This window comes from Allomesorhizobium aridi (assembly GCF_043769475.1).
In the GTDB taxonomy this organism is placed as follows: Bacteria; Pseudomonadota; Alphaproteobacteria; order Rhizobiales; family Rhizobiaceae; genus Allomesorhizobium.
Window position 1 is genome coordinate 5,259,394 of the sequence record NZ_CP171729.1, and the last position, 25,677, is coordinate 5,285,070.

26 protein-coding genes are annotated in these 25,677 nt (G+C 63.9%); 12 read left to right on the plus strand and 14 right to left on the minus strand.

Annotated features, from left to right (window positions below; all coding sequences use genetic code 11):
- The first annotated feature begins 1 nt into the window (after window position 1).
- From ACG873_RS28025 to pnp, 8 genes are all read left to right on the plus strand, one after another.
- The gene (locus tag ACG873_RS28025; RefSeq protein WP_394889046.1) at window positions 2–652 is read left to right on the plus strand and encodes an RNA-binding protein; all 651 of its coding nucleotides are present in this window, start codon (window positions 2–4) and stop codon (window positions 650–652) included.
- Window positions 649–3,201 (plus strand): translation initiation factor IF-2, encoded by a 2,553-nt coding sequence (infB, locus tag ACG873_RS28030; RefSeq protein WP_394889047.1) that lies wholly within the window; start codon window positions 649–651, stop codon window positions 3,199–3,201. The genes ACG873_RS28025 and infB overlap by 4 nt, the downstream gene beginning before the upstream one ends.
- 104 nt (window positions 3,202–3,305) lie before the next feature.
- Window positions 3,306–3,707, plus strand: coding sequence for a 30S ribosome-binding factor RbfA (gene rbfA / locus ACG873_RS28035; RefSeq protein ID WP_394889049.1), 402 nt, complete (start codon window positions 3,306–3,308; stop codon window positions 3,705–3,707).
- Window positions 3,707–4,099, plus strand: coding sequence for a hypothetical protein (locus ACG873_RS28040; protein WP_394889051.1), 393 nt, complete (start codon window positions 3,707–3,709; stop codon window positions 4,097–4,099). The genes rbfA and ACG873_RS28040 overlap by 1 nt, the downstream gene beginning before the upstream one ends.
- Entirely contained in the window at window positions 4,068–4,676 is a 609-nt protein-coding gene (locus tag ACG873_RS28045) for a hypothetical protein (protein WP_394889053.1), read from the plus strand. Before ACG873_RS28040 ends, ACG873_RS28045 begins: the two co-directional genes overlap by 32 nt.
- A gap of 44 nt (window positions 4,677–4,720) precedes the next feature.
- Window positions 4,721–5,815 carry a magnesium/cobalt transporter CorA gene (corA, locus tag ACG873_RS28050; protein ID WP_394889055.1) on the plus strand — a complete coding sequence of 365 codons (1,095 nt, stop codon included), beginning with the start codon at window positions 4,721–4,723 and terminating at the stop codon, window positions 5,813–5,815.
- A gap of 184 nt (window positions 5,816–5,999) precedes the next feature.
- Window positions 6,000–6,269, plus strand: a complete 270-nt coding sequence (rpsO, locus tag ACG873_RS28055) for a 30S ribosomal protein S15 (RefSeq protein ID WP_394889057.1) — start codon at window positions 6,000–6,002, stop codon at window positions 6,267–6,269.
- Window positions 6,270–6,571: 302 nt separating this feature from the next.
- Window positions 6,572–8,719, plus strand: coding sequence for a polyribonucleotide nucleotidyltransferase (gene pnp, locus ACG873_RS28060; RefSeq protein ID WP_394889058.1), 2,148 nt, complete (start codon window positions 6,572–6,574; stop codon window positions 8,717–8,719).
- A gap of 62 nt (window positions 8,720–8,781) precedes the next feature.
- On the opposite strand, the gene ACG873_RS28065 is transcribed toward pnp, so the two are convergent.
- The 14 genes from ACG873_RS28065 to ACG873_RS28130 form a co-directional block, all read right to left on the minus strand.
- A complete protein-coding gene (locus tag ACG873_RS28065; protein ID WP_394889059.1) occupies window positions 8,782–9,207 on the minus strand; it encodes an aconitase X swivel domain-containing protein in 426 nt (141 codons plus the stop codon).
- Window positions 9,204–10,463, minus strand: a complete 1,260-nt coding sequence (locus ACG873_RS28070) for an aconitase X (protein WP_394889060.1) — start codon at window positions 10,461–10,463, stop codon at window positions 9,204–9,206. Before ACG873_RS28070 ends, ACG873_RS28065 begins: the two co-directional genes overlap by 4 nt.
- Window positions 10,460–10,948 (minus strand): GNAT family N-acetyltransferase, encoded by a 489-nt coding sequence (locus ACG873_RS28075; RefSeq protein ID WP_394889061.1) that lies wholly within the window; start codon window positions 10,946–10,948, stop codon window positions 10,460–10,462. Before ACG873_RS28075 ends, ACG873_RS28070 begins: the two co-directional genes overlap by 4 nt.
- Window positions 10,949–10,953: 5 nt before the next feature.
- Complete coding sequence (locus tag ACG873_RS28080) at window positions 10,954–11,712, minus strand: molybdopterin-synthase adenylyltransferase MoeB (protein ID WP_394889063.1); 759 nt, start codon at window positions 11,710–11,712, stop codon at window positions 10,954–10,956.
- Between the two features lie 31 nt (window positions 11,713–11,743).
- Window positions 11,744–12,880, minus strand: a complete 1,137-nt coding sequence (gene recF, locus ACG873_RS28085) for a DNA replication/repair protein RecF (protein ID WP_394889064.1) — start codon at window positions 12,878–12,880, stop codon at window positions 11,744–11,746.
- Window positions 12,881–12,909: 29 nt separating this feature from the next.
- The gene (dnaN, locus tag ACG873_RS28090) at window positions 12,910–14,028 is read right to left on the minus strand and encodes a DNA polymerase III subunit beta (RefSeq protein WP_394889065.1); all 1,119 of its coding nucleotides are present in this window, start codon (window positions 14,026–14,028) and stop codon (window positions 12,910–12,912) included.
- A gap of 226 nt (window positions 14,029–14,254) precedes the next feature.
- The gene (gene dnaA, locus ACG873_RS28095) at window positions 14,255–15,787 is read right to left on the minus strand and encodes a chromosomal replication initiator protein DnaA (protein WP_394889066.1); all 1,533 of its coding nucleotides are present in this window, start codon (window positions 15,785–15,787) and stop codon (window positions 14,255–14,257) included.
- A gap of 813 nt (window positions 15,788–16,600) precedes the next feature.
- The gene (rpsT, locus tag ACG873_RS28100; RefSeq protein ID WP_394889068.1) at window positions 16,601–16,867 is read right to left on the minus strand and encodes a 30S ribosomal protein S20; all 267 of its coding nucleotides are present in this window, start codon (window positions 16,865–16,867) and stop codon (window positions 16,601–16,603) included.
- Window positions 16,868–17,013: 146 nt separating this feature from the next.
- Window positions 17,014–17,787, minus strand: a complete 774-nt coding sequence (locus ACG873_RS28105) for an enoyl-CoA hydratase (RefSeq protein WP_394889069.1) — start codon at window positions 17,785–17,787, stop codon at window positions 17,014–17,016.
- A 35-nt stretch (window positions 17,788–17,822) separates the two neighbouring features.
- The gene (gene mutM / locus ACG873_RS28110) at window positions 17,823–18,713 is read right to left on the minus strand and encodes a bifunctional DNA-formamidopyrimidine glycosylase/DNA-(apurinic or apyrimidinic site) lyase (protein ID WP_394889071.1); all 891 of its coding nucleotides are present in this window, start codon (window positions 18,711–18,713) and stop codon (window positions 17,823–17,825) included.
- Window positions 18,706–19,947 (minus strand): phosphopentomutase, encoded by a 1,242-nt coding sequence (locus ACG873_RS28115; protein ID WP_394889073.1) that lies wholly within the window; start codon window positions 19,945–19,947, stop codon window positions 18,706–18,708. The genes mutM and ACG873_RS28115 overlap by 8 nt, the downstream gene beginning before the upstream one ends.
- A gap of 115 nt (window positions 19,948–20,062) precedes the next feature.
- A complete protein-coding gene (locus ACG873_RS28120) occupies window positions 20,063–20,659 on the minus strand; it encodes a TadE/TadG family type IV pilus assembly protein (protein WP_394889074.1) in 597 nt (198 codons plus the stop codon).
- 276 nt (window positions 20,660–20,935) lie between these two features.
- Window positions 20,936–21,319, minus strand: a complete 384-nt coding sequence (locus ACG873_RS28125; protein ID WP_394889075.1) for a TadE/TadG family type IV pilus assembly protein — start codon at window positions 21,317–21,319, stop codon at window positions 20,936–20,938.
- Window positions 21,320–21,467: 148 nt separating this feature from the next.
- The gene (locus ACG873_RS28130; RefSeq protein WP_394889077.1) at window positions 21,468–21,896 is read right to left on the minus strand and encodes a pilus assembly protein N-terminal domain-containing protein; all 429 of its coding nucleotides are present in this window, start codon (window positions 21,894–21,896) and stop codon (window positions 21,468–21,470) included.
- Between the two features lie 353 nt (window positions 21,897–22,249).
- Here ACG873_RS28130 and ACG873_RS28135 point away from each other — a divergent pair, with 353 nt between their 5' ends.
- The 4 genes from ACG873_RS28135 to ACG873_RS28150 all read left to right on the plus strand — a co-directional run bounded on the left by ACG873_RS28135 (window position 22,250) and on the right by ACG873_RS28150 (window position 25,670).
- Window positions 22,250–22,426, plus strand: coding sequence for a Flp family type IVb pilin (locus ACG873_RS28135; RefSeq protein WP_394889078.1), 177 nt, complete (start codon window positions 22,250–22,252; stop codon window positions 22,424–22,426).
- Between the two features lie 120 nt (window positions 22,427–22,546).
- Window positions 22,547–23,068, plus strand: a complete 522-nt coding sequence (locus ACG873_RS28140; RefSeq protein WP_394893748.1) for an A24 family peptidase — start codon at window positions 22,547–22,549, stop codon at window positions 23,066–23,068.
- A 197-nt stretch (window positions 23,069–23,265) separates the two neighbouring features.
- Complete coding sequence (gene cpaB / locus ACG873_RS28145; protein ID WP_394889080.1) at window positions 23,266–24,084, plus strand: Flp pilus assembly protein CpaB; 819 nt, start codon at window positions 23,266–23,268, stop codon at window positions 24,082–24,084.
- A complete protein-coding gene (locus ACG873_RS28150; RefSeq protein WP_394889081.1) occupies window positions 24,081–25,670 on the plus strand; it encodes a type II and III secretion system protein family protein in 1,590 nt (529 codons plus the stop codon). Before cpaB ends, ACG873_RS28150 begins: the two co-directional genes overlap by 4 nt.
- The last annotated feature ends 7 nt before the right edge of the window (window positions 25,671–25,677 follow it).

Below are 25,677 nucleotides of genomic sequence, written 5' to 3' on the forward strand. Positions count from 1 at the left end.
GATGAACGATCGCACCTGCATCGTCACGCGCAGCAGCGCCGAGCCGGATGAGCTGATCCGTTTCGTCGTCGGCCCGGACGGCGCCGTCGTTCCCGATTTGAAAAGAAACCTTCCCGGCCGCGGTTGTTGGGTCACCGCTGATCGCCTACATATAGACAAGGCGGCAGCCAGGAACCTCTTTTCCCGTGCATTCAGGAAAGAGGTCGCCGTTCCGCCGGATCTTGGCGCCGCGGTCGACTCGTTGCTTGCGAAGTCCGCGCTCGGCGCACTCGGTCTGGCTCGCAAGGCCGGCGCCGTGGCGCTCGGAGCCACCAAGGTCGAGAGTTCGGTGCGCAGCGGCGAAGCGCTTCTCGTGCTCCATGCCGAAGAGGCATCGGCGGACGGGTTGCGCAAGATTACCCAGGCCAGGCGGGCGACCGCTTATGCCGGCGGCCCCCAAATCCATGCCTACAAACTTTTTTCGGAAGCCGATTTGAGTTTGGCATTGGGGGGTACAAATGTGATACATGCTGCCGTTCTCGCGCAAGACGCGGGAAAAGCGGTGCTGAAGCGCATGGTTGCGCTTGACCGATACCGGGGCGGATCCCCGGATGACCGGGCAATGTTTGCGGCGATTGCTGACGAAGAAGAAGCCGCAGAGGATATGGAATGAGCGATACGAAAACGGGTGACGACAACAAGCTGAGCGTCAACACGAAGAAGACCCTGACGCTGAAGCGGCCCGGCCTGGAGCAGGGCACCGTGCGTCAGAACTTCTCGCATGGGCGCACCAAGGCTGTGGTTGTCGAAACCAAGAAGCGCAAATTCAGCATGCCCGGCGACAAGTCGGAGGCCGCCTCGGTGTTCACGCCGAAGTCCGCGGCTCCCGCTGCGCCGGCCGTGCAGCAGCAGGAGGCGCCGAAGGCGCCGCCGGCAGCGGAGCGTCCGCACATCGTGCTGAACGAGCTTTCCACCAGCGAGATGGAAGCGCGCCGCCGCGCTCTCGAAGGTTCCAAGGTCCGCGAGGTCGAAGACCGTCAGCGCGCCCTCGAGGAAGCCAAGCGCCGCGCCGAAGAGGAAGAGCAGCGCAAGCGCGAACGCGAAGCCTCCGCCCGTCGCCAGGCCGACGAGGAAGCCCGCCTTCAGGCCGAAGCCGAAGCGCGCCGCCGCGCGGAGGAGGAAGCGCGCCGCCGCGCGCCGCAGTCCGACGTTGCGATCGACGAGGAGCCGGAGGTTAAGAGCAAGAGCCCGGCGCTCGCCCGCGGCGCACCGATCAAGCGCATTGTCACGCCGGAAGTGGCCCGTCCCGCCAAGACCAAGGGCGAGGAGGACCGCCGCCGCGGCAAGCTGACGCTCAGCACCGCGACCTCCGACGAGGACGCGCGCGCTCGCTCGCTTTCGTCGATGCGCCGCCGCCAGGAAAAATTCAAGCGCTCCATGCATCAGGAGCCCCGTGAGAAGGTGATGCGCGAAGTGGTGCTGCCCGAGACGATCACAATCCAGGAACTGGCGAACCGCATGTCGGAGCGCGCGGTCGATGTCGTCAAGTATTTCATGAAGCAGGGCCAGATTCTGAAGCCCGGCGACGTGATCGATGCCGACACCGCCGAGCTGATCGCTTCCGAATTCGGCCACACGGTCCGGCGCGTCGCCGAGTCCGACATCGAGGAAGGCCTGTTCGACGTCGTCGACAAGCCGGAAGACATGAAGCCGCGTTCGCCGGTCGTCACCATCATGGGCCATGTCGATCACGGCAAGACCTCGCTGCTGGACGCCATCCGCAACGCCAATGTCGTGTCGGGCGAGGCCGGTGGCATCACCCAGCATATCGGCGCCTATCAGGTCGAGAAGAACGGCCAGAAGATCACCTTCATCGACACGCCGGGCCACGCCGCCTTCACGGCGATGCGCGCCCGCGGCGCGCAGGCCACCGACATCGCCATCCTGGTGGTCGCGGCCGACGACAGCGTCATGCCGCAGACGATTGAATCGATCAGCCACGCCAAGGCGGCAGGCGTCCCGATCATCGTGGCGATCAACAAGATCGACAAGCCGCAGGCCGACCCGCAGAAGGTTCGCGCCGAACTGCTTCGCCACGAGGTATTCGTGGAATCGATGGGCGGCGAAGTGCTGGATGTCGAGGTTTCCGCCACCAAGGGCACCAACCTCGACAAGCTGCTGGAGACTATCCTGCTGCAGTCCGAACTTCTCGATTTGAAGGCCAACCCCGACCGCACGGCCGAGGGCGTCGTCATCGAAGCCAAGCTCGACAAGGGCCGCGGCGCGGTCGCCACGGTTCTGGTTCAGGCCGGCACGCTCATGGTTGGCGACATCGTCGTCGCCGGCAGCGAGTGGGGCCGTGTCCGCGCGCTGGTCACCGACCGCGGCGAGCATCTCGACGAGGCGCTTCCGGCCACGCCGGTGGAAATCCTCGGCATCCAGGGCACGCCCCAGGCCGGCGACCGCTTCGCCGTCGTCAACAATGAGGCGCGGGCCCGCGAGATCACCGAGTACCGCCAGCGTCTGGCGCGCGACAAGGCGGTGGCCCGCCATGTCGGCCAGCGCGGTTCGCTCGAGCAGATGATGACGCAGTTGCAGTCGAGCGGGCTCAAGGAATTCCCGCTGGTCATCAAGGGCGACGTGCAGGGTTCGGTCGAGGCCATCGTGGCCGCTTTGGACAAGCTCGGCACCGACGAGGTGCGTGCGCGCATCGTCCATGCCGGCGCCGGCGGCATCACCGAAAGCGACGTGTCGCTGGCCTTGACCTCGGGCGCGGCCATGATCGGCTTCAACGTTCGCGCCAATCCGCAGGCGCGCGTGGCCGCCGAAGCGGCGGGCATCGAGATCCGCTACTACAACATCATCTACAATCTCGTGGATGACGTTAAGGCGGCGATGTCGGGCCTGCTCTCGCCGGAGCGTCGCGAGACCTTCATCGGTAACGCGGAAATCCTCGAGATCTTCGATATCACCAAGGTCGGCAAGATCGCCGGCTGCCGTGTCACCGAAGGCAAGGTCGAGCGTGGCGCGGGCGTCCGCCTGATCCGCGACAATGTCGTGATCCACGAGGGCACGCTGAAGACGTTGAAGCGCTTCAAGGACGAAGTGTCGGAAGTCCCAGCCGGCCAGGAATGCGGCATGGCCTTCCAGAACTACGAAGACATGCGCGCCGGCGACGTCATCGAGTGCTTCCGCGTCGAGATGGTGACAAGGACGCTGTAGCCGCCTTGTAGCGCATACAGGAACGGCGGCAGACGCCTCCGTTCGTAACGACCAGACATGGAACGCGGTCCCACACCCGTTCCATGTCTTTTGGATTTTGCACGATGCCCCGATCCCAGTCTTCAGGCCCATCACAGCGCATGCTTCGCGTCGGCGAGCAGGTGCGCCACGCACTTTCGGAAGTTCTGCAGCGCCGAGAAGTCAGTGACGACGTGATCGAGGGAACGGTCATCTCGATCTCCGAAGTCCGCATGTCGCCTGATCTCAAGATAGCGACGGCTTTCGTCTCGCCGCTTGGCGCGAAGGACGACGAGGCGGTTATCGAGGCGCTGAACAGGAACGCCAAATTCATTCGCGGACGCGTCTCGTCGGCGCTCCGGCAGATGAAATACATGCCCGAGTTCCGCTTCCGGCGCGACACGAGCTACGACAATTTTGCGAAGATCGACGAGATATTGCGCTCGCCCGAAGTGGTGCGCGACCTGGACAAGGACGACGAGGAATAATGTCCCGCCGCGGCAAGAAAAAGGGCCGGCCGGTTTCCGGCTGGCTGATCCTCGACAAGCCCGTCGGCATGGGGTCGACCGACGCCGTCGCCAAGATCAAGTGGCTGTTCCAGGCCGAGAAGGCTGGACATGCCGGCACGCTCGACCCGCTAGCCTCAGGCATGCTGCCGATCGCGCTCGGCGAGGCCACGAAGACGGTGCCCTACGTCATGGACGGCGCGAAGGTCTACCGCTTCACCGTCGCCTGGGGCGAGGAGCGCTCGACCGACGATCTCGAAGGCCCGGTGACGAAAACCTCCGACAAGCGCCCCAGCGAAGCAGAGATCTCGGGCGCTACTGCCGAAATACACCGGCGTCATCATGCAGACGCCGCCGCAATTCTCCGCGATTAAGATCGGCGGCGAGCGCGCCTACGATCTCGCCCGTGAGGGTGAAACTATCGACATCCCGCCGCGCGAGATCGAGATCGGCCGGCTCGACCTGGTCGAGACCACCGCCGATGACCGCTCCGTTTTCGAGACCGAATGCGGCAAGGGCACCTATGTCCGCTCGCTGGCCCGCGACATGGGCCGCGACCTTGGCTGCTTCGGCCATATCGCCGAACTGCGCCGCGTCGAGGTCGAGCCGTTCACGGCAGAGGATTTCGTGACGCTGGAGATGCTCCAGGCAGCCGCGCCTCCAAAGTCCGACCCGGACCAGCCGGACGCAGCACTGGGCAGCCGCTCGGACCGCTTCGCCGCAATTGATGCCTATCTCGTCGATACCGGCGCCGCGCTCGAATGCCTGCCGCAGATCGTCGTCACCGACGACGCCGCGGCAAAAATCCGCCTCGGCAATCCGGTCATCATCCGCGGCCGCGACGCGCCCGTGGAGGCCGAGGAAGCCTGCGCCACGGTCCGCGGCCGGCTGGTCGCGATCGGCGCGGTGGAGGCCGGCATGTTCAAGCCCAAGCGGGTATTTACCGGCTGATTCCTGTATTCTCGCTACAGCGAATCGGCTGGGCGAGGGGCTGTATGGCGAAGGCTGAGACTGTAGCGAGGCGACCCCCGCGGAAGGCCAAGCGTTCGCCGGTCGGCGCTTCGCCCGGCACCCTGATCGTCCATCCCGCCGCCCGCCAGTCGGCGCTCAGCTTCACCCTGATCTCGCCCGACGAGTTCCGGTTCATCAAGGACGCCAGCCTCAAGGATGTCGCCGAGAGCTGCGCCGAATGGCCGGTCATCTGGCTCGATTGCGTCGGCCTCGCCAATGTCGACCTCATCGCCGAGATCGGTGCGATCTTCAAGCTGCACCCTCTCGCGCTCGAGGATACGGTCAATACCGGCCAGCGCCCGAAGGTCGATTTCTTCGACGATCACGCCTTCGTCGTGATCTCCATGATCGACGACGCGCTCGCCGGTCGGTACGAGCAGATCTCGCTTTTCTTCGGCGAGAATTTCGTGGTCACCTTCCAGGAGCGCGAGGGCGACCCTTTCGGGCCGGTGCGCAAGCGCATCCAGGCGGCGCTGCCCAACCGGCTGCGCACGCGCAAGGCCGACTATCTCGCCTATGCGCTGATCGACGCGATCGTCGACAGCTATTTCCCCATCCTGGAAACGAAGGGCGAAAGGATCGACGGCCTTGAGGACGAGATGCTGAGCGGCGTCAGCCACCGGCAGATGCGCGAACTGCACGAACTCAAGCGCGGCATGATCGTGCTCAAGCGGGCGCTATGGCCGCTCCGCGACGCGCTCGCCGGCCTGCTGCGCGCCGAGGTGCCCTTCATCCATCCCGAAACCAAGGTCTATCTCAACGACACCCACGACCATTCGGTCCGGCTGATCGAGGTCGTCGAGATGCACCGCGACATGCTGACCGGGTTGATCGAGATGCACCTTTCGCTGAGCCAGGCGCGCACCAACGACGTGATCAGCTTCCTGACCATCGTCTCGGCGATCTTCATCCCGCTGACCTTTCTGGCCGGCATATGGGGCATGAATTTCGATCCCGGCGCCTCGCCTTGGAACATGCCGGAACTCTTGAGCTATTACGGTTATCCGATCGCGCTGGGCATGATGGTCTTTATCGCGCTCTCGCTTGTCGGCTTCTTCCGCTGGAAGAAATGGCTTTGACCTGAGCCACCGCAGGCTCGCCAGCGCCGATTGTTTGCCGGTTTGGATTCGCTCTGGCTTTCCGTACGGTTTTGCACTATATGCGCCGCAGCATTGCGCAAGAGGCGCGATGTACACCGGCCCCTGCTGGACGACATCCCGGCTGAGGGCGTCCCGTTTCCTCAAATTCGAAAGGAAAAGCACGATGTCGATTACCGCTGAACGCAAACAGGAACTGATGACGGAATTTGCGGCCGCCAAGGGCGACACCGGTTCGCCGGAAGTCCAGGTTGCCATTCTTTCCGAGCGCATCAAGAACCTGACCGAACACTTCAAGGACCACAAGAAGGACAATCACTCCCGCCGTGGTCTGCTCGCACTCGTTTCGCAGCGCCGCCGTCTGCTCGACTACCTCAAGTCGCGCGAAGAAGGCCGCTACCAGACGCTGATCGAGAAGCTCGGTCTGCGCCGCTAACTACCGGAACGGCGGACTTCATCGAAGTCCGCCGTTCGCTTATCCGGGCCGCCCGTTAAAAGGCTGCCCGTCAGGACATGACCGAGGGATCATGCCCGAACAGGTTCCGGACGCGGCAGAGGGCAGCGTCGGAACCGCCTCATGAGACGGTCATGGGGCAGGATTGCAGGATGCCTGGGGCGTTGATTTGAACGCCGACTGTCCAGACACCCCGTTGTCTTGCCCGTGGCTCGTCTAAAACAAGCCAGGAGAAGGATGCCGCGCATGTTCGCGGCCCTTTCCGCATTACGCAAGGACAAGATATGTTCAATCATCACAGAGTAGAGATCGAATGGGCGGGCCGTCCGCTCGTTCTGGAAACCGGCAAGATCGCCCGCCAGGCCGACGGCGCCGTTCTCGCCACCTACGGCGAAACCGTCGTGCTCGCCACCGTCGTTTCGGCCAAGGAGCCGAAGCCGGGCTTCGACTTCTTCCCGCTGACCGTCAACTATCAGGAAAAGACCTACGCCGCCGGCAAGATCCCGGGCGGCTATTTCAAGCGTGAAGGCCGTCCGAGCGAGAAGGAAACGCTGGTTTCCCGCCTCATCGACCGCCCGATCCGCCCGCTCTTCGCGGACGGCTACAAGAACGACACGCAGGTCGTCGTCACCGTCGTCCAGCACGACCTGGAGAACGATCCGGACATCCTGTCGATCGTCGCCACCTCGGCCGCGCTGACGCTTTCGGGCGTGCCCTTCATGGGCCCGATCGGCGGCGCCCGCGTCGGCTACATCAACGGCGAATATGTGCTCAACCCGCATGTCGACGAGATGGAGGAATCGAAGCTCGACCTCATCGTCGCAGGAACCGGTGAAGCCGTTCTCATGGTCGAATCGGAAGCCAAGGAGCTTCCCGAGGACGTCATGCTCGGCGCCGTCATGTTCGGCCACAGGGGCTTCCAGCCGGTCATCGACGCGATCATCAAGCTCGCCGAAGTGGCCGCCAAGGACCCGCGCGATTTTACCCCGCCGAGCTACGCCGATCTCGAGACCGAGATGCTGGCGCTGATAGAAGGCGACCTGCGCGAGGCCTACAAGATCACCCACAAGCAGACCCGCTATGCCGCCGTCGACGCCGCCAAGACCAAGGTCAAGGCTGCATTCGCTCCGGCCGAGGGCGAGGAAGCAAAGTACTCTTCCGAACAGGTCGCGACCGTGTTCAAGGAACTCCAGGCCAAGATCGTGCGCTGGAACATCCTTGATACCGGTTCGCGCATCGATGGCCGCGACTTGAAGACCGTCCGCCAGATCGTGTCCGAAGTCGGCATCCTGCCGCGCACCCACGGTTCGGCGCTGTTCACCCGCGGCGAGACCCAGGCGATCGTTGTCGCCACGCTGGGTACCGGCGAGGACGAGCAGTACGTCGATTCGCTGACCGGCATGTACAAGGAGAAGTTCCTCCTTCACTACAACTTCCCGCCCTATTCGGTAGGCGAGACCGGCCGTATGGGTTCGCCCGGCCGCCGCGAAATCGGCCACGGCAAGCTCGCCTGGCGCGCTATTCGTCCGATGCTGCCGGCAACGGAATCCTTCCCTTACACGCTGCGCGTCGTGTCGGAGATCACCGAATCCAACGGTTCGTCGTCGATGGCTACCGTCTGCGGCACCTCGCTGGCGCTGATGGATGCCGGTGTGCCGCTGGCTAAGCCGGTTGCCGGCATCGCCATGGGTCTGATCAAGGAAGGCGAGCGCTTCGCCGTCCTTTCCGACATTCTCGGCGACGAGGATCACCTCGGCGACATGGATTTCAAGGTGGCCGGTACGCAGGGCGGCATCACTGCGCTGCAGATGGACATCAAGATCGAAGGCATCACCGAGGAGATCATGAAGGTCGCGCTCGCCCAGGCGCAGGAAGGCCGCGTGCACATCCTCGGCGAAATGTCCAAGGCGATCGCCGAGGGCCGTTCGGAACTCGGCGAGTTCGCGCCGCGCATCGAGGTCATGCATATCCCGACCGACAAGATCCGCGACGTGATCGGCTCGGGCGGCAAGGTCATCCGTGAGATCGTCGAGAAGACCGGCGCCAAGATCAACATCGAGGACGACGGCACGGTCAAGATCGCTTCGTCGAACGCCAAGGAGATCGAGGCGGCGAAGAAGTGGATCCACACCATCGTCGCCGAGCCGGAAGTCGGCGAAATCTACGAAGGCACGGTCGTCAAGACTGCCGACTTCGGCGCTTTCGTGAACTTCTTCGGCCCGAAGGACGGCCTCGTCCACATCTCGCAGCTTGCCAACGACCGCGTTGCCAAGACTTCGGACGTGGTCAAGGAAGGCGACAAGGTCTTCGTCAAGCTGATGGGCTTCGACGAGCGCGGCAAGGTCCGCCTGTCGATGAAGGTTGTCGACCAGGAGACGGGCAAGGAAATCGCACGCGAGAAGCGGACCGAAGGCGAAGAGACCGCCGCCTGATTTTCCGTACGCTGAACCAACAAACGGGCGCGCCGCAAGGCGCGCCCGTTTTTGTTTTTGCGTCAGCCCGGCTCCTCCGCCGTCACAATGCCGTCCTGCGAAACCGCGACCTCGCTGCCCGAGAAGCCGGCGAAGCGGCTCCTGTCCATTCTCACGGCCACCGGCGTCTGCCAGCCCATCTCGCGGGCGACGATCAGCCCCAGCAGCAGGATCGCATCCGGCTCGTGCAGCACGAGTGCCGCCGGCGCATGGCCATTGTGGACCAGTTCCATCAACACCGCCGAGGCCGACGAGGAGCCGATGGTGCCGGGTAGGAACAGCACCTTCCCGGAAATCGTCTCGCCGCATTGCGGGTGGCGCACGTCGGCGATGCGCCCGCTCTTCGGGTCGATGCCGCCCCAGAAGCTGATCGGCGCAGTCAGCACCAGCGCCCGGCCTTCGCCTGCGACGCCCGGAACCAGGATCTCGCCCTGCACGGCCGGGATCACGTAAAGACTTCCGAAAACACAGGCCTGCCGACAACCGCGCTCTCCACGCAGTCGGCCAGCGAGCCGTAAAGCACCGAATAGCCGGTATTGCCCGGCGCATATTGCGCGAATTTTCCTGAATTGGTCATCAGGATGCCGCCCGGCATGTCGGCCAGTATCGGCGTGACGACGACGCAGGTGTCGGCGACGATGACCACGCCCAGCGCCTCGAGCGCCTGCCGCCGCCCGCTCTTCTCCAGTTCCGATAGCACGTGCCGGCCGGTGCAGGCGTGGATAGGCACGGCGAGCCGCCGCCCGGCGATCAGCCGCTCAAGCGTGTCGAATTCGGCGGGCGACAGATGCGGACTGCCGATCGCCACCGCATCGATTGCGTCCGGCGCCTCGGTCGTCGACAGTCGCGCCTGCGCCTGCGCCACCATGTCAGGCATCACGCGGATCGTCGCTTCAGGCGGCGCGAAGCCCAGCGCCGTCTCGATGTCGGGCGCTTCCGGCGTCACCCCGGCGATATGAAAGAGCCCGACCGCGCCGGTCGAAGCCGCCGCAGCTCCGAATGCCTTCAGTGCGTCATCTCCCGGATGTTCCCGCACCCCGGCGATCACCCCGACCGTATTCCCAACCTCGCGGCCATAGAGGCTGCCGAGTACCGGCCAAGCGATCTCGGACGCCATGAAGCCGGTGGGCAGCGCGCTGACATCGAACAAAAGCGTGGCGATGCGGTTTTCCGGCCGGTGCAGGCCGTAGTCGGGCGCACGGCCGCTGATCGCGCAGGCGATGTCGAGGAAGTCGCCATAGCGGTTTGTGCGCGCGCCGAGCACCGAGTTGCAGAATGCGACCGCATTGGATTCGCCCCAGGCGACGTCGCTGCCCAATGCCGGGCGGTGGCCGGCCTGATAGGGCGCGCAGGTCCAGCTCTGCTCGCAGCCGAGCTTGCGATAAGCCTCCATCATACGCCGCGCCATGCCGCACTCCGGCTCTTCCAGACGCACCCGCGAGCAGCCCATCAGGTCGAGCGCGCCGACATTCAGCGTCGCCCGCACCGCCACCTGAGCGCCGCCTGCGACCAGCTTTTCGGCAAACAGCGTGCCGGAATCGCCGTGATAGAGCGCTCCGTCGATATGCGCCGAGGCGATCGGGATCAGCCGCGGCGCGCCGAGCAGCCGTGCGCTGTCGGCCACGATCCGCATCGCCATCGCCGCGCCGCTTCCATTCTCGCCCGCCGCGACGGCTTGCTCTTCCGGCGACAGCGCGAGCGTCACCGCAGCACCTTGCGCATGGTGACCGACGTCGCCCGGTCGTAGCCGTCATGCGCGGTGCGGCCCGTTTCGCGAAAGCCGAGCCGGGCGAATGCCGCATGATTGGCGGTGAGCTCTATGCGCGTCTGAAGCTCAAGCGCCATTTTCCCGTCAGCCGCCGCGAATTCCTCGACCGCCTCGACGAGTTGTTTCCCGATCCCTTGGCCCTGAAGCTCCGGATCGACCGCCAGCTTGCCTATGTAGCAATCGCGCTCACGCTCGACCACGAAGACGCAGCCGACGATCCTTCCCTCCCACGTCGCCAAAAATCCGGTCTCGTCCTCAGCCTTGCGGCGCAGACCTTCCGCCGTGAGCTGATGGGCGGACGATGGCGGGTCGATAACACCGTCCATATAGGCGAAGGACCGGGCGATCAGCGAAAGCACTTCTTCCCAGCGGCCGAAACCGGCGGGCAGCCGCTCGATCAGGACGGGCGGAGGGCGAAGCATGCAGACTATGCCCGCTTGTAGCGCATAGTGTCGAAGCGCGCGGCAAGCGCATCGTAGAGCAGCAGCCTTCCGACCAGCGGCTCGCCTATGCCGGTGACGAGCTTGATGACCTCCATCGCCTGCAGCGTCCCGACCACACCGGTCAGCGCGCCCAGAATGCCGGCCTCCGCGCAGGACGGCACCAGGCCGGGCGGCGGCGGGGAAGGGAAGAGATCGCGATAACTCGGATTGGGTCGTCCCTCCGCGTCGCTCTCGAACGGTTTCAGCACTGTGATTGAGCCGTCGAAGCGCCCGACCGCCGCATGCACCAGCGGCTTTCCTTCCGCCGCACAGGCGTCGGCGATCGCATAGCGCGTCTCGAAATTGTCCGAACCGTCGGCGACGATGTCGTATTGCGACACAAGCTGTGCGGCATTAGCCGCCGTCACGCGTAGATCGTGCAGGATGACGATGACGTTCGGGTTTATCCGGGAAATCGCCGCCCGTGCGCTTTCAGTCTTGGCCATGCCGATCGACTGGGTGTCATGCACCACCTGCCGCTGCAGGTTCGACAGCGAGACGTGATCGTTGTCGACGATGGCGAGCGTGCCGATCCCGGCCGCCGCGAGATACTGCAGCACCGGCGCGCCGAGCCCGCCCGCCCCGATCACCAGCACGCGCGCCCGCTTCAGCTTCTGCTGGCCAGCGCCGCCGATTTCAGGCAGCACGATGTGGCGCGCATAGCGTTCGAGTTCCTCGGGGGTAAGCGGCGTCAGGGCATCCATGGCGCGACCATAATCCGGTCCGCAGCGCTTGTCAGGCGTCGAGCGTCGGAAAGACGCGGCCGTGGTCGACGGTCAGGAACTGCGCCTTGCCTTTCAGGCTGGAAAACAGCGCCGGCTCCGTGCCGGTCATGAAGACCTGGCAGTTCAACTCCTCCAGGATGGAAAACAGCGCGGCGCGCCGGCCGGTGTCGAGATGCGCGGCGATCTCGTCGAGCAGCAGGATCGGCACCTGCCCCGACATCTCGCCGCAAAGCCTGGCGTGCGACAGCACGATGCCGACCAGCAGCGCCTTCTGTTCGCCGGTGGAGCAGAGTTCCGCAGGCATCGCCTTGGGGCGATGGCGCACGATCAGATCGGAGCGGTGCGGCCCTTCCAGCGTGCGGCCGGCTGCGCGGTCGCGGTCCCGCCCTTGCGCCAGCGCCTCGCGAAAACCTTCCTCCGTGTCGACCGCCGGCTCCAGCCCGATCCGCGCCTCTAGCGTTCCGGCAAGGCTGATGTCGGCCTGCGGAAACGGCCCGCTGTCGGGCAGCTTTTCGATCATCGCCGCAAGCAGCCGCACCAGTTCGACCCGTGCCGCCGCGATCGCCACGCCGGTCTCGGCCATCTGGCTCTCGATTGCCTCGAACCATGAACGATCGCGCAGATCCTCGCCGAGCAGCCGGTTGCGCCCGCGCATCGCCTTCTCGTAATCCAGCGCCCGCTGGCCGTGGCGCGCGTCGATTGCCAGCACCAGCCGGTCGAGGAACCGCCGCCGTTCGCCGGCCGGCCCGGTGAACAGCGCGTCCATGGCCGGCGTCAGCCACACGACGCGCAGCCATTCCAGCATGTCCTCGGCGGAGCGGGCGTTGGCGCCGTTTATGCGCACCCGCCGTCCGCCCTCTGCCTCCGCGCCGCCGGTCCCCGTGCCGATCTCCACCGGTCCCTCCGGCCCGTCGAGGCTGGCGTGGACGGCAAAGCCGCCGGCGCTGCCCTCGCGGGTGACATCGCTATAGGGCGCGCGGCGCAGCCCGCGCCCCGGTGTCAGGAAGGAAATCGCTTCGAGCAAGTTGGTTTTGCCGGCGCCGTTTTCGCCGGTGAAAACCACCGGTCCGGGCTTGAGCTCAAGCGCCAGCGCCGCGTAGTTGCGGAAATCGGCAAGCGTGAGCCTGCTTATGTGGACCGTTTCCACGTCGGGCTCCGGTCCGGGTCAGGCCCGTCCTAGACGCGCATCGGCATGAGCACGTAGAGCGCATGCTCGTCCGACATGTCGTGGATCAGGGTCGGCGACCCGGCATCAGCCAGCATGAAGCGCGCTTCGCTGCCGGAAAGCTGCGCGGCGACATCCAGCAGGTATTTTGCGTTGAAGCCGATCTCGATCGGATCGGCGGAGTAGTCGGCGGCCAATTCCTCGGTCGCGCTGCCCGAATCCGGATTGTTCACCGCCAGCGTGACCTGCCCGTCGGAAATGGACAGCTTCACGGCGCGGCCGCGCTCCGACGAAATCGTCGACACACGGTCGACGGCGCGCGCGAAGGTCTCGCGGTCGATGATTAGCTTCTTGTCGTTGCCGGTCGGGATGACGCGCTGATAATCCGGAAACGTGCCGTCGATCAGCTTGGAGGTCAAAATCACGCTGCCGATTGTGAAGCGGATCTTGGTGTCCGAAAGTTCCGTGGTGACCGCCACGTCCGGATCATCCACGAGCTTCTGCAATTCGCTGACGGTCTTGCGCGGTATGATGATGCCGGGCATGCCCTCGGAGCCCGCCGGCGCATCCATCTCGGCGCGCGCCAGGCGGTGGCCGTCGGTCGCAACCGAGCGCAGCTTCAATTTGCCGCCGGTCTCGATGGCGTGGAAATAGATGCCGTTCAGATAGTAGCGCGTTTCTTCGGTCGAGATCGCGAACTGCGTCTTGTCGATCAGTCCCTTGAGCGCCGCCGATTCCAGGCGGAAAATGTGCGAGAACGAGCCGGCAGAGAGTTCCGGAAAATCCGACTGCGGCAGGCACTGCAGGCGGAAGCTCGACCTGCCCGAGGCCACAGTCATGGCGTTGCCGTCCTCGTCCGTCTTCAGCATCACCTCGGCGCCTTCCGGCAGCTTGCGCACGATGTCGTAGAGCAGGTGCGCCGGAACGGTGGTGGCGCCGGCGCGCTCGACCTTGGCCGCCGTCGCCTCCGTGATCTCGAGGTCCAGGTCTGTCGCCTTCAGTTCGAGGCTCTGTCCCTCGGCGGCGAGCAGCACGTTGGACAGGATCGGAATGGTATTGCGCCGTTCGACCACGCGATGAACGTGGTTCAGCGACTTCAGGAGGTTTGAGCGTTCCAGGATTACACGCATGACGAAATAGGCTCGCTTGAACGAAGGAACGGAATTCCGGGCTCGGATTCCCGCTTACGGCCCAACAGGGACAGAATGCAGTCAGACTGACAGGAAAATTCTCCGAAAGGCAAGCCCGCGAAGCCGCAAGGGTACGGTTCCGCGGTCTTTCTGGGGATAAGCCGGCGCTGGCGGCCCTTCCGCGCCAGGCGCGTCGGGATTGAGTTCAGGCCGGCTTCACCTGAATTCAGGCCTGGTCGGTGATCAGCCTCCGCAGCAGCTCCAGTTCCTGCGCCAGCGTGTTGTCGCCGCCCGAGAGATCTTCGATCTTGCGCACTGCATGCAGCACCGTCGTGTGGTCGCGGCCGCCGAAGCGCCGGCCGATCTCGGGCAGCGAGCGCGGCGTCATCACCTTGGCGAGGTACATCGCGATCTGCCGCGGCTTGACGATGGTGCGCGTGCGCCGGTTCGACAGAAGCTCGGTCTTCGACACATTGTAGTGCCGCGCCACGATCCGCTGGATGTCTTCGATGCGCACCCGCTTCGGCTCGCCGGAGCGGTAGATGTGGCCGAGGATCTCGTCGATGCGGTCTATCGTGATCTGCGGCTCGAAGGACTGGCGGAACAGGAGCTGGTTGAAAGCGCCTTCCAGTTCCCGGCCGCTGCCGGTGACGGTGCGCGCCACATGGGTCAGGATTTCCTCCGATATGTCGAGCGAGCGGTCCTCGGCCTTGGCGTTGGCCAGGCGAAGCTGCAGCATGCCGAGCCGCATGCCGAAGTCGGGCGCCGACATTTCCAGCGCCACGCCTCCATTCAGCCGCGAGCGCACGCGCGGTTCGAGCGATTCCAGCTCGGACGGGGGGCGGTCGGCCGCCACCACGACCTGCTTGGCGCTGTCGAGCAGCATGTTGATCAGATGGCAGAATTCATGCTGGATCGATTTCCCCTGCAGGAACTGCATGTCGTCGATGATCAGGAGGTCGATGTCACGCAACTGTTCCTTGAGCGTCAGCGCATTGTTGTCACGGATGGCGGTGGCGAAGCGCCACATGAAATATTCGGCCGTCAGGTAGACGACCCGCGATTTCGGGTTCTGCTTGAGGGACTCGGCAGCGATAGCCTGCAGGAGATGGGTCTTGCCGAGCCCGACGGTCGCGTGAAGGAACAGCGGGTTGAACCGCGAGTTCGATTCCGCCACCGCCCGCGACGCTGCAAGCGCCACGCGGTTTGACGGCCCCTCTATGAATGACTGGAACGTGTAGCGCGGATCGAGCGGCGAGCCGAGGACACTCTGCCTGAATTCGGTGTCGACGCCATTCGTCCGGTTCGGCGCGGCGCGCTCAATCGCGGCAGTCGCAACCGTGCCTGCCGACAAAGCGGTATGCGCCGGCCGTGCGGCCTTGCGGGGAAAGGACGGCTCTGCTTCGCCTGCCCCCGGCGCCATGCGGGTTGCCGTGCGCACCACGATGTCGATCTTGAGGACATCCGGGTCCTCCTGCTTCCACAATTCGGAGATCAGGTCGAGATAGTGGCTGTTGATCCAGGAGCGCAGGAATGCCGTCGGAACCGAGATCCTGACCACGCCTTTCGAAGCCTCGGTGACCTTCATGCGGCCGAACCAGCTGGAATAGACCTCACCGCCCAGGCGCGCCTTGAGCTGCGCCTTCACTCTGTCGAATGCCTTTTCCGCGCTGCCCGACGCTGCCATGCCGTCCCCCCCGATCAGGTTTCCAGGAAAAGGAAAGCCGGACTTAGCGTCTCCTTCGATGCCGCTTTGCATTGATCTATCCCTCGTTTCATTTCTGTTTCCGCCGACGCCGCGCCGCGCGTTGTCGACAGTCGATCCCGTTCGCCGTGCACCTGCCCGACGACATGGGTTCCTTGATAGCCGGCACGGGCTTGTCCCCGCCCGCGCCGGCTTCACCCCAAACAAGGCAAAGGAAGTTCGTTTCCGGCAAAGAGCCAGAGCGCACTCGCTTCCTGAATTTTGTCTTGCCCCAAGTCCCCTACGCTCGAAAAGGCAAACCCAGACCGCTCGCAGAGATGAACCCCACGCTCTAATTCTGCGATTTCCAGCTAGGTCGTCAGGCCATTTGGCCCGCCCCTTTCGATAGACAGACATTACAAAAATCGCTGTGGACAGGGCAAGGCCGCAGCTAACGGATTTTTAAAGGAATCTGGTTGGGGAATTGCTTGACTCGGGAGCGTCGTCGGCCGCGCAAACGACAAAAGCGTGTGGATTCAAATCGTTTCTCGCCGGTTGCCGAATCCGGCCTCTCGCGGGAAATATTTTTAAAATATTTGCTTGACAGCAAATTGCCCCGGATCATCCACTGACATATTGAACAAGCTGTGGATGACCATCTGTAAGCTTGTGATTTTACAAGGGAAAACGTGCCAGGCTAGTTATCCTCCTAGATGGGGTTTTCGGCTGCCGGACTTCAGGAATCCTGCATATGCCGGCAAAACAGTTGCAACTCTTGGGACTTCCCCTGAGGCATCCTGTTGCGGGTATTTTACAACCCATTGTCGGCAAACGAAAAAACCCGGCGGGTTAGGCCGGGTTTGGTCGGATTGGAACGTCGCCGAACGGTTAGACGGACAGCGTCTTGAGGCGCTTGGCCAGACGCGAAACCTTGCGGGATGCCGTGTTCTTGTGCATGACGCCCTTGGTCGCGGCGCGCATCAGTTCTGGCTGTGCGGCGAGGAAGGCGGCCTCAGCCGCGCTCTTGTCGCCGGACGCGAGCGCTTCCTCGACCTTGCGGACATAGGTCCGGACTCGAGAACGGCGATTTTTGTTGACCGCGGTGCGACGTGCGATCTTGCGCGTAGCCTTCTTGGCCGAAGACGTATTGGCCATGGTGCCTCTCTTTGTGTCTCTGCATGGGCGCCCGGACAAGCTGGGGCGCAAAAAACAAACGGGCAGCCACAGGCCGCCTCGGTTGTCGCGGCTTATAGTGCAGCTTTCCCGGCGCGTCAACGCCGTTCGGCGGCGATTTTGCCGTATCACTGGTTCCTGAAGTTCGCGGACCGTTTTTCGGTAAATGCAGCCATGCCTTCCTTCTGGTCTTCCAGCGCGAACATGGAGTGAAAGAGCCGGCGCTCGAAGCGTAGGCCTTCCGCCAGCGTCGTTTCGTAGGAGCGGTTGACCGCCTCTTTCGCCATCATGACCGCCGGCAGCGAGAACTCGGCGATCTTGGCCGCGGCCTTAAGCGCTTCCTCGATAAGGTCGCTCATGGGCACCACGCGCGACACGAGGCCGGAGCGCTCGGCCTCCGCCGCGTCCATCATGCGGCCGGTCAGGCACATGTCCATGGCCTTGGACTTGCCGACGAAGCGGGTGAGGCGTTGCGACCCGCCCATGCCCGGCATCACGCCAAGCGTGATTTCCGGCTGGCCGAATTTCGCATTGTCGGCGGCGATGATGAAGTCGCACATCATCGCCAATTCGCAGCCGCCGCCGAGCGCGTAGCCGGCGACCGCCGCGATCACCGGCTTGCGGATACGGGCAAACTGCTCCCAGCCGGCGAAAAAATCCTCGAAATAAGCGTCGACATAGCTCTTCGACTGCATCTCCTTGATGTCCGCGCCGGCTGCGAATGCCTTCTCCGAGCCGGTTATCACCATGGCGCCGATCCGGGGATTGGCGTCGAAGGTCTGCATCGCCGCCAGCACCTCGGCTAGCACGGCCGAGTTCAGCGCGTTCAGCGCCTTCGGGCGGTTGAGCGTGACAAGGCCGACCTTGCCGCGCGTTTCGACGATGATCGTTTCGTAAGCCATCGGAAACTCCCTGGGTGTGCTCTTCAAGACGTAGCCTAATGCTGGCAGGCCGGGCAATAGAATGTCGACCGGCCGCTCTGCACGATCCGCGAGATCCGGCCGCCGCAGCCCGGTTTCGGGCAGGGCTCGCCCTCCCGGCCGTAAACCGAGAAGGAATGCTGGAAATAGCCGAGCGAGCCGTCTGTCTGGATGTAGTCGCGCAGCGATGACCCTCCCGCCTGTATGGCGTCAGCGATTACCGAGCGCACTGCATCCGCCAGCGCCTCCGCGCGGGCCGCGGCTTTCTTTCCCCGCTCGGCAATCGTCCCCGCCGCGCGCAGTGGAGAAAGCCCGGCGCGCCACAGCGCCTCCGCGACATATATATTGCCGAGCCCGGCGATCAGCCTTTGGTCGAGCAGCGCGGCCTTGAGCGGCGCTTTCCTGCCGCGGAAAAGTTCCTGGAGGAGCCGCCCGTCAAGAGCGTTTCCCGTAGGCTCGATGCCGAGGCCGGCAAGCATCGGATGTTCGTTGCTGGCCCCTTCCGCAAACAGCATGAAACCGAAGCGCCTCGGATCGTTGAACACCACGCGCACCGCATCGCGGCCTGGCGCCTCCATATGAAACACCACATGGTCGTGCGCCGACGCCTTGGAGCGGTTGTGGTGAAATGCGCCCGGCGGTTCGCTCTCGGCTTCCGCCTCCACCCGGAACGAACCCGACATTCCGAGATGGCAGATCAGCGCCGGACCGCCGTCGATATGCGCGGTCAGGTATTTTGCGCGCCTGCTGAGCGCGGTGATCGTGCGCCCTTCGAGCCGCTCGGCGAAGCGCTCGGGAAACGGAAAGCGCAGGTCGGGGCGCCGCGTTTCGACGCGCGCGATGCGGGCGCCTTCCATCGCCGGCTGCAGGCCTCGCCGGACTGTCTCGACCTCGGGGAGTTCAGGCACGGGCCGAGATCGTCTTATGGAAGGACGCGCCGTGGCGGCCGGGCGGCAGGCCGAGATGCTCGGCGACCGTTTCGCCTATATCGGCAAAGGTATTCCTGAGGCCGACCGGTCCGCCCGAAGCTCCAGGCAATGTGCCGATGATGGGCACGCGCTCCCGCGTATGGTCGCTGCCCTGCCAGGAGGGATCGCAGCCATGATCGGCGGTCAGGAGCAGGAGGTCGCCGCTTTTCAGCCGCGCCAGCGCTTCCGGCAGACGGCGGTCGAACTCCTCGAGCGCCGCCGCATAGCCGGCAATGTCGCGCCGGTGCCCGTAAAGCGTGTCGAAATCGACGAAATTGGCGAACACCAGGTCGCCGTCGCGGGCATCGTCCATGGCGATCAGCGTCTTGTCGAACAGGGCCATGTTGCTGGCCGCCTTGCGCACTACCGAAACACCGCGATGCGCGAAGATATCGCCTATCTTGCCCATGCCGATGACCCGGCTGCCGCGTTCGACGAGGCGGTCGAGCAGCGTCGGCTCCGGCGGCGGTACGGCGAAGTCGCGCCGGTTGGCCGTCCGCTCGAAATCGGCCGGGCTCTCGCCGTCGAACGGCCGCGCGATCACCCGCCCTATATTGAGCGGGTCGACCAGCTTCCTGACGATCAGGCAAAGTTCATACAGACGCTCAAGCCCGAAATGGCTCTCGTGCGCGGCGATCTGGATCACCGAGTCGGCCGAGGTGTAGCAGATAGGCTTTCCGGTACGGATGTGCTCCTCGCCGAACCTCGCGATGATCTCCGTCCCCGATGCATGGCAATTGCCGAGGATGCCCGGAACATTGCCTTCCTTGATAATCGCGTCCGTCAGCGCGGCAGGGAAAGCGGGTTCGGTCTGCGCGAAATAGCCCCATTCGAACGGCACCGGCACCGCCGCGATTTCCCAATGCCCGGAGGGCGTATCCTTGCCGCTCGACACCTCGTCGGCCGCGCCGTGGAAAGAGGAGGGAAGAAGCTGCGGCGCATCTTGGCCGAAGGAGAAACCAGCGGCGAGCGCCCCGGCGCGGCCGAGCCCCAGCGCCAGCATGTTGGGAACCTTCAGCGCACCCCGCCGCAGCCCTTCGCGATCGGCCTTTCCGGCCGCGCAGGCCTCCGCGATGTGGGCGAAGGTGTTCGACCCGGAATCGCCGAAGCGCTCGGCGTCAGCGGCTCCACCGATGCCGAAGGAATCGAGGACGAACAGGAATGCGCGGGCCATGAAGTGTCCGGTTCATTGTTGCGGATGGTCGTCCCAGACATAAGGTCGGAAGCAAGCCTTGGCAATTCGCCGCCGCAAGCGCCGGAACCGGCCGGCGCAAACTTGGAATGCCTTCTCAGCAATCCTCACATTCGATCGTGGAGCTCATGCGCGGCCGCAGGTAATAGGTCTCCTTCATCGAGATATTGTCGAAGGCGGCTGTGAGACCGAGCGTCGGCTTGGCCTCGGCCGACCAGGTGATGACCGGCTTGTAGTTCAGATAGCTTTCAACGCGGACGAGGAATGTGTTCGGTATGTTCAGCGCCGTAGGCACTGTTGCCGCCGATCCGGCGGCGGCGGCCGCACTGTAGGCTCCGTTTTCGACCTTGCCCGACCACGCAACCTGAACCCTGGATCCTGGATCCGGCGTGATTTGGATCGCGGTCACCACGATCTTGGGTGCGGACCGGTTGTAGGGTTGCAGGATCGACTCGCCGATCTTCATGATCGCCTTGAGCTGGTCCGGCGTGATCTCGGATTGCTGGGTGATCAGGTCGGCCACCATGCTGCCTACCCGGCCGACCTTCTTGTTGGCCTCGATACCCTGTGCCACCTCCATCGTGACGAAGTACATGCACAGGAGCAGCGGCGCGACCAGCGCAAATTCCACCGCCGCCACGCCGCGCCGATCCGGAATCAGCCGGCAGACCCCAGCCAGGAGCTTCGATATCATGGTTGGTGCCCCCGCACGAACAGACATTTCACTGACCTTCCCGTGTTTCGCGCCAGGCGCGACAGCGTCCCTCAATCGTCGAACGGTTCGTTTTGCCACGTGACAGTCGCGAAATGCAGCGTCTTGCCGCCCGCCAGGTTCGACATTTTGGCGCGCATGTAATCGGTTATGACGGGCCATTCGTAGAACACCCGCAAAACGTTCTTGGACTGCGACGGACCGGGATCGAAGGTAAAATTACTTGACGCTAGGGTCCGCGTTTCGTTGCTGCTGCCCTCATATATTATCTTCAGCGCCGCGGCTTTGCTCGAACGTGTCGAAGCTGCGCAGATCGACGTGAAGCCCCGGGCAGCCTGCGGCGACCATGATTTCCAATTGCTCGCAGACCATGTTCTCGAGCTTGACCTGGGTGAATTCGGCGTCGCTGGCCCTGATCTGTCCCGTCCGCAACCGGCGAGCGATTTCGTCGGTAACGTTGGACATGACCTGCTGCCCGGCAAAGGAGATGCAGCTCTCGAGTATGGCGAAGACCAGCGCCGCGAAAGGCAGCGCCAGCACGGTGAACTCGATCGCGGTGGCGCCGCTGCGGTCTCGCGCGAACCGGGATAGTATGCCCCGGCGCCGCTTGCGCGCACCGTCCATATCTGTGTTGACAATCATTTTCGGTTCCCGCCGAGCAAAGTCGTTGCATCCGGACATTAGTGGAAACCGGTTGAAGTCCGGTTTTGATAGCCAATAGAATTGGCTTGTCCGGCTTTACCCTGCGGTTACCATGAATTGTGCGCCGCTTACTCGGTGCCGACGCCTGCTACTGGCTCGCGCCGAGTTCCGCGTCCGATTCCTTCTCGGCATCGGTTCTGTAGGAACTCTCGCAATAGGGTGTGCACGACAATGTCTGGAGATTGGCGCGCCGGTAGATGCGGACCGAGGAAGCGGTCTGCCGCGCCACCGTCACCTGTTCGTCGACGATCGGGTTGCCCGCCTCGTCGAGGATGACGAGATTAGTCACGCCGAATCCCTTGCCTGTCAGCACGATAGTGGTGCCGTCCTGCACGGCCGCGTCGGCGATCGCCGGGTTTCCGATCACGATCGTGTCGGCGGCGCGCGAAAGCTTGACGATCTTGGCCTGGTTCATGGTCACTTCGATCCCTTCGCCTGCATGTGAGGCTAGCGTGGAGGCTGCAAGCAGCAGCGCTGCCGCGCCGGCGATGCGAAAGGAGGTTCTCGACGCGGCCATTGCAATTCTCCAGGCGGAGGAAGTGTTCAACGAAAGATGAAGCATATTGGTGAACCAACGGTTAAGCGCGCAGGCCGCAAATCCGACCGGGCGGGCAGCGGCGTTTGGCCTCTCTACTAGTAGGGCTCGAAAAGCCCGGCGCTGGGCGCAATTGCCGCGGCCTGTCAGGCATTCGCGGGCTTTCCGGATTTAGCCGGCTGTTAACCAAAGGCGGCGGCAAGCGGCCGAAAGGATTCGGTAAGGCTGTTTATTAAGCCGATCGAAAGAGCTCGCTTGTAGTTTGCGGATCATCCGATCAACCCCACAAAAAAGTTGACGGAAGTGCTGTAACACGTGGAGTAAGGAGCTCTCCAATGTCTAACCTCATCGCACGTTTTGTGAAGGACGAGTCCGGCGCGACCGCAATCGAATACGGTCTGATCGCCGCCCTCATCGCCCTCGCCATCATCGTTGGCGCCGGCGCAGTCGGTAACACGCTGAACGCCAAGTTCATCGGTATCTCCACCAAGCTCAACGAGGCCAACCCGTAAGGGCTGCCAAGCCTTTCGCAGCAATCCAAAGGCCGCTCCCAACAGGGCGGCCTTTTTTACTTTGACAACCGCCGCCGCCCGCCGCCGCCCTTCGGCGAAGGCGTGGATCTGGAACAGGTCATGCTCGAAGCGCTGATATTCGTGGTCTTCCCCTTCTGCATGGTCTTCGCGGCTGTTTCCGACATGCTGTCGATGACCATCGCCAACCGCGTTTCGGTGGTGCTGGTCGCGACATTCGCGGTCGTCGCGCCATTCACAGGCATGGACTGGGCGACCTATGGCTGGCACTTCGCCGCCGGCGGCCTCGTGCTTGCGGTCACCTTCGGGCTTTTCGCGCTCGGCGGCATGGGCGGCGGCGACGCCAAGCTCATGTCCGCGACGGCCGTCTTTCTCGGCTTCAACATTCACCTTCTCGAATATTTGGTCATTTCCGCCTTCCTCGGCGGCGTCATCACATTTGCTATACTGCGTTTTCGCGGTTCCGCGCTCGCGGTCTTCACCAGCCGCAACATGTTCCTGCGCCATTTCGCCGACGACGGCGTCGGCATTCCCTACGGGATCGCGCTTGGTCTCGGCGGCCTTGTCGCCTATCCCAGCTCACCGCTGGTGGTCTGGGCGCTGGAGCGGCTGGCGTCGATTTGATCCCGAAAGCTGGACAACAAAGAGGGCGGCTCGGCGGGCCGCCCTCTTTGTTTGTCGTCTCTGTTCGGCGGCATCGGCGGCATTTGAGTAAACTTTAAATTAAGCATGATCGTAAGCACTGCATTAACCGTAATTTGACGATTGGCGATGCAATGTCCGGTTGACTGGGGTGGGTTGCCAAGGGTGGGCTGGGACAGATGGCTGCTTCGAGATTGATCATTTTGGGCGTGGCGGTCGCCGCGGCTGGCGGTGCCGGCTACGTGGCGAAGAACATGTCGGCGCCTCCGGCCGAGATCGTCGTGGAGGCCGGCCCGCAACAGCCCTCCATCCAGACCTCCGAAGTGCTGGTCCTTTCCGGAGACGTCCCAATGGGCGCCCCGGTCGGCGGCCAACTGTCCTGGCAGGCTTGGCCGGTCGACGCGGTCAACGAGCATTTCATCACCCGCGAGGCCGAACCCGACGCGCTCGAAAAGGTCGGCGCCTCGCTGGCCAGGATCGCCATGTATGCCGGCGAGCCCCTGCGCCGTTCCAAGCTGGTCGGCGAAGGCCAGAGCTTCATGTCCTCGATCCTGCCGTCCGGGTCGCGGGCCGTCGCCACCCAGATTGCGGCGGACACGTCGGCGGGCGGGTTCATCCTCCCCAACGACTATGTCGATGTCATCATGACGCGCCGTTCCGACGCCGCCAACGGCAGCGCCGGTTCAGGCTTCGTTACCGAGACGATCCTCAAGAACATCAAGGTGCTGGCGATCGACCAGGCCATCCAGGAAGACGAGGAAGGCCGCCGCGTCAAGGTCGGCGAGACGGCGACGCTGGAACTCACCCCGCAGCAGGCCGAGATCATCACCGTCGCCCAGCAGATGGCCGACCGCCTGACGCTTGCCTTGCGTTCGGTCGCCGACGCCCAGGAAGAGCCGCAGGGTGAGGCCGACTACCTGCTTTCGGGCAACGGCCGGCGTGGCACGGTCCGGCTGATCAAATCGGGCGAAGTTTCCGAAGTGGGGGCCAGGAAATGATGACGATCGGCAATTTTTCCGTCGCGGCCCGGCCCGGCGCGCGCAAATCAGCCGCGAAGGCTGCCATGACAATCGCTGCAGCCTGCGCGATGCTGCTTGCCGGCACCAGCCTCGACGGCATCGTCGGCGTCCAGGCCGCCGGCCTGACCGACGGGTTGGTGGACATCGGGTCCACATCCGGCGCCAGCCAGCGTGTGAAGCTAGGCCTAAACAAGTCGGTCGTCATCGACCTGCCCAGCGATGCCTACGATATCCTGGTCGCCAATCCGGCGGTCGCCGATGCGGTCACCCGCACGGCGCGCCGCATCTACCTGTTCGGCAAGGCCGTTGGCGAAACCAACATCTTTGTCTTCGGGCCCAATGGCGAGCAGATTACGAGCCTTGATCTCGCTGTCGAGCGCGATGTCGCCGGTCTCGAAGACTACATCAAGCGCTTCATCCCCAATTCCGACATCACCATCGAACTCATCAACGACAATGTGGTGCTGACAGGCACGGTCGACACGCCGCTCGACGCCAAGCGCGCGGCCGAGCTTGCCGGCATCTTCGTCAGCGGCGGCGAGGCGACCACGGGCCAGTATTCGCAGACCGCATCGGGCGGTTCCAGCGACGGCGGGGTCGCCATCGACAATCCGGATTCCGCACGGCGCACCAGCCAGATCGTGAATCTCTTGAATATCGTCGGCGAGGATCAGGTCACGCTCAAGGTCACGGTCGCCGAAATCAGCCGCAATGTAATGAAGCAGCTCAATGTCGGCTTGATGGCGGAGGGAGCCTCCAACGGGATCAGCTGGGGTGCGATCAGCGAGAACGCGCTGGGGCTGGGCAGCGTCGTTCCCTCTCAAGCCTCTATAGCCAGCGTCGGCAGCACGATGATCGACGCCTATTTCCAGGCCATGGAGCAGGCCGGTGTCATGAAGACCTTGGCGGAGCCCACCTTGACCGCGGTGTCGGGCGAAAAGGCCACGTTCCGGGTCGGCGGCGAGTTCAATGTTCTGAACGGTATCAGCAGCGCACGAAGCGACGAGAACCGAGATGGTGATGTGCAACTCACGTACGATAAGATCGAATATGGCATCGGCCTCGAGTTCATGCCGGTGGTTCTCTCGCCAGGGCGCATCAGTCTGAAAGTTCGTACGGCCGTCTCGGAACCCACCAACGAATCCCCGGCCTTCGGCAGCGGTGGCAGAGGCCTGACGGTGAACATGCTGTCCATCCGCAAGCGTCTCGCCGATACCACGGTCGAGCTGCCCTCCGGCGGGTCGATGATGATCGCCGGCCTGGTGCGCGACGATGTCAGGCAGGCGGTGAACGGCCTGCCCGGACTGACCAAGATCCCGGTCCTGGGCACCTTGTTCAGGAGCCGCGATTTCGTCCGCAACGAGACCGAGCTGGTCATCATCGTGACGCCCTATCTGGTCAAGCCAACCGCGCGCAATGCGCTCGCCAAGCCGGACGACAACTTTAATGCTGCGAGCGACGGCGCCGGGATGTTCCTCGGCAAGGTCAACCGCGTTTACGGCACCATGAAGACCGACAGGCCGAATGGTCGCTACCACGGCATGGTCGGCTACATCTACAAATGATCGGGGA

Excerpts from the sequence above, each read along its gene's own strand:
- rpsO (WP_394889057.1), top strand. The coding sequence starts at position 6,000 with ATGTCGATTACCGCTGAACGCAAACAGGAACTGATGACGGAATTTGCG.
- ACG873_RS28120 (WP_394889074.1), bottom strand. The coding sequence starts at position 20,659 with ATGATATCGAAGCTCCTGGCTGGGGTCTGCCGGCTGATTCCGGATCGG.
- ACG873_RS28140 (WP_394893748.1), top strand. The coding sequence starts at position 22,547 with ATGCTCGAAGCGCTGATATTCGTGGTCTTCCCCTTCTGCATGGTCTTC.
- cpaB (WP_394889080.1), top strand. The coding sequence starts at position 23,266 with ATGGCTGCTTCGAGATTGATCATTTTGGGCGTGGCGGTCGCCGCGGCT.
- rpsT (WP_394889068.1), bottom strand. The coding sequence starts at position 16,867 with ATGGCCAATACGTCTTCGGCCAAGAAGGCTACGCGCAAGATCGCACGT.
- ACG873_RS28040 (WP_394889051.1), top strand. The coding sequence starts at position 3,707 with ATGTCCCGCCGCGGCAAGAAAAAGGGCCGGCCGGTTTCCGGCTGGCTG.
- ACG873_RS28075 (WP_394889061.1), bottom strand. The coding sequence starts at position 10,948 with ATGCTTCGCCCTCCGCCCGTCCTGATCGAGCGGCTGCCCGCCGGTTTC.
- ACG873_RS28025 (WP_394889046.1), top strand. The coding sequence starts at position 2 with ATGAACGATCGCACCTGCATCGTCACGCGCAGCAGCGCCGAGCCGGAT.
- pnp (WP_394889058.1), top strand. The coding sequence starts at position 6,572 with ATGTTCAATCATCACAGAGTAGAGATCGAATGGGCGGGCCGTCCGCTC.
- ACG873_RS28080 (WP_394889063.1), bottom strand. The coding sequence starts at position 11,712 with ATGGATGCCCTGACGCCGCTTACCCCCGAGGAACTCGAACGCTATGCG.
- ACG873_RS28045 (WP_394889053.1), top strand. The coding sequence starts at position 4,068 with ATGCAGACGCCGCCGCAATTCTCCGCGATTAAGATCGGCGGCGAGCGC.
- ACG873_RS28115 (WP_394889073.1), bottom strand. The coding sequence starts at position 19,947 with ATGGCCCGCGCATTCCTGTTCGTCCTCGATTCCTTCGGCATCGGTGGA.
- ACG873_RS28125 (WP_394889075.1), bottom strand. The coding sequence starts at position 21,319 with ATGATTGTCAACACAGATATGGACGGTGCGCGCAAGCGGCGCCGGGGC.
- dnaN (WP_394889065.1), bottom strand. The coding sequence starts at position 14,028 with ATGCGTGTAATCCTGGAACGCTCAAACCTCCTGAAGTCGCTGAACCAC.
- infB (WP_394889047.1), top strand. The coding sequence starts at position 649 with ATGAGCGATACGAAAACGGGTGACGACAACAAGCTGAGCGTCAACACG.
- ACG873_RS28135 (WP_394889078.1), top strand. The coding sequence starts at position 22,250 with ATGTCTAACCTCATCGCACGTTTTGTGAAGGACGAGTCCGGCGCGACC.
- ACG873_RS28130 (WP_394889077.1), bottom strand. The coding sequence starts at position 21,896 with ATGGCCGCGTCGAGAACCTCCTTTCGCATCGCCGGCGCGGCAGCGCTG.
- ACG873_RS28105 (WP_394889069.1), bottom strand. The coding sequence starts at position 17,787 with ATGGCTTACGAAACGATCATCGTCGAAACGCGCGGCAAGGTCGGCCTT.
- corA (WP_394889055.1), top strand. The coding sequence starts at position 4,721 with ATGGCGAAGGCTGAGACTGTAGCGAGGCGACCCCCGCGGAAGGCCAAG.
- rbfA (WP_394889049.1), top strand. The coding sequence starts at position 3,306 with ATGCCCCGATCCCAGTCTTCAGGCCCATCACAGCGCATGCTTCGCGTC.
- ACG873_RS28150 (WP_394889081.1), top strand. The coding sequence starts at position 24,081 with ATGATGACGATCGGCAATTTTTCCGTCGCGGCCCGGCCCGGCGCGCGC.
- dnaA (WP_394889066.1), bottom strand. The coding sequence starts at position 15,787 with ATGCAAAGCGGCATCGAAGGAGACGCTAAGTCCGGCTTTCCTTTTCCT.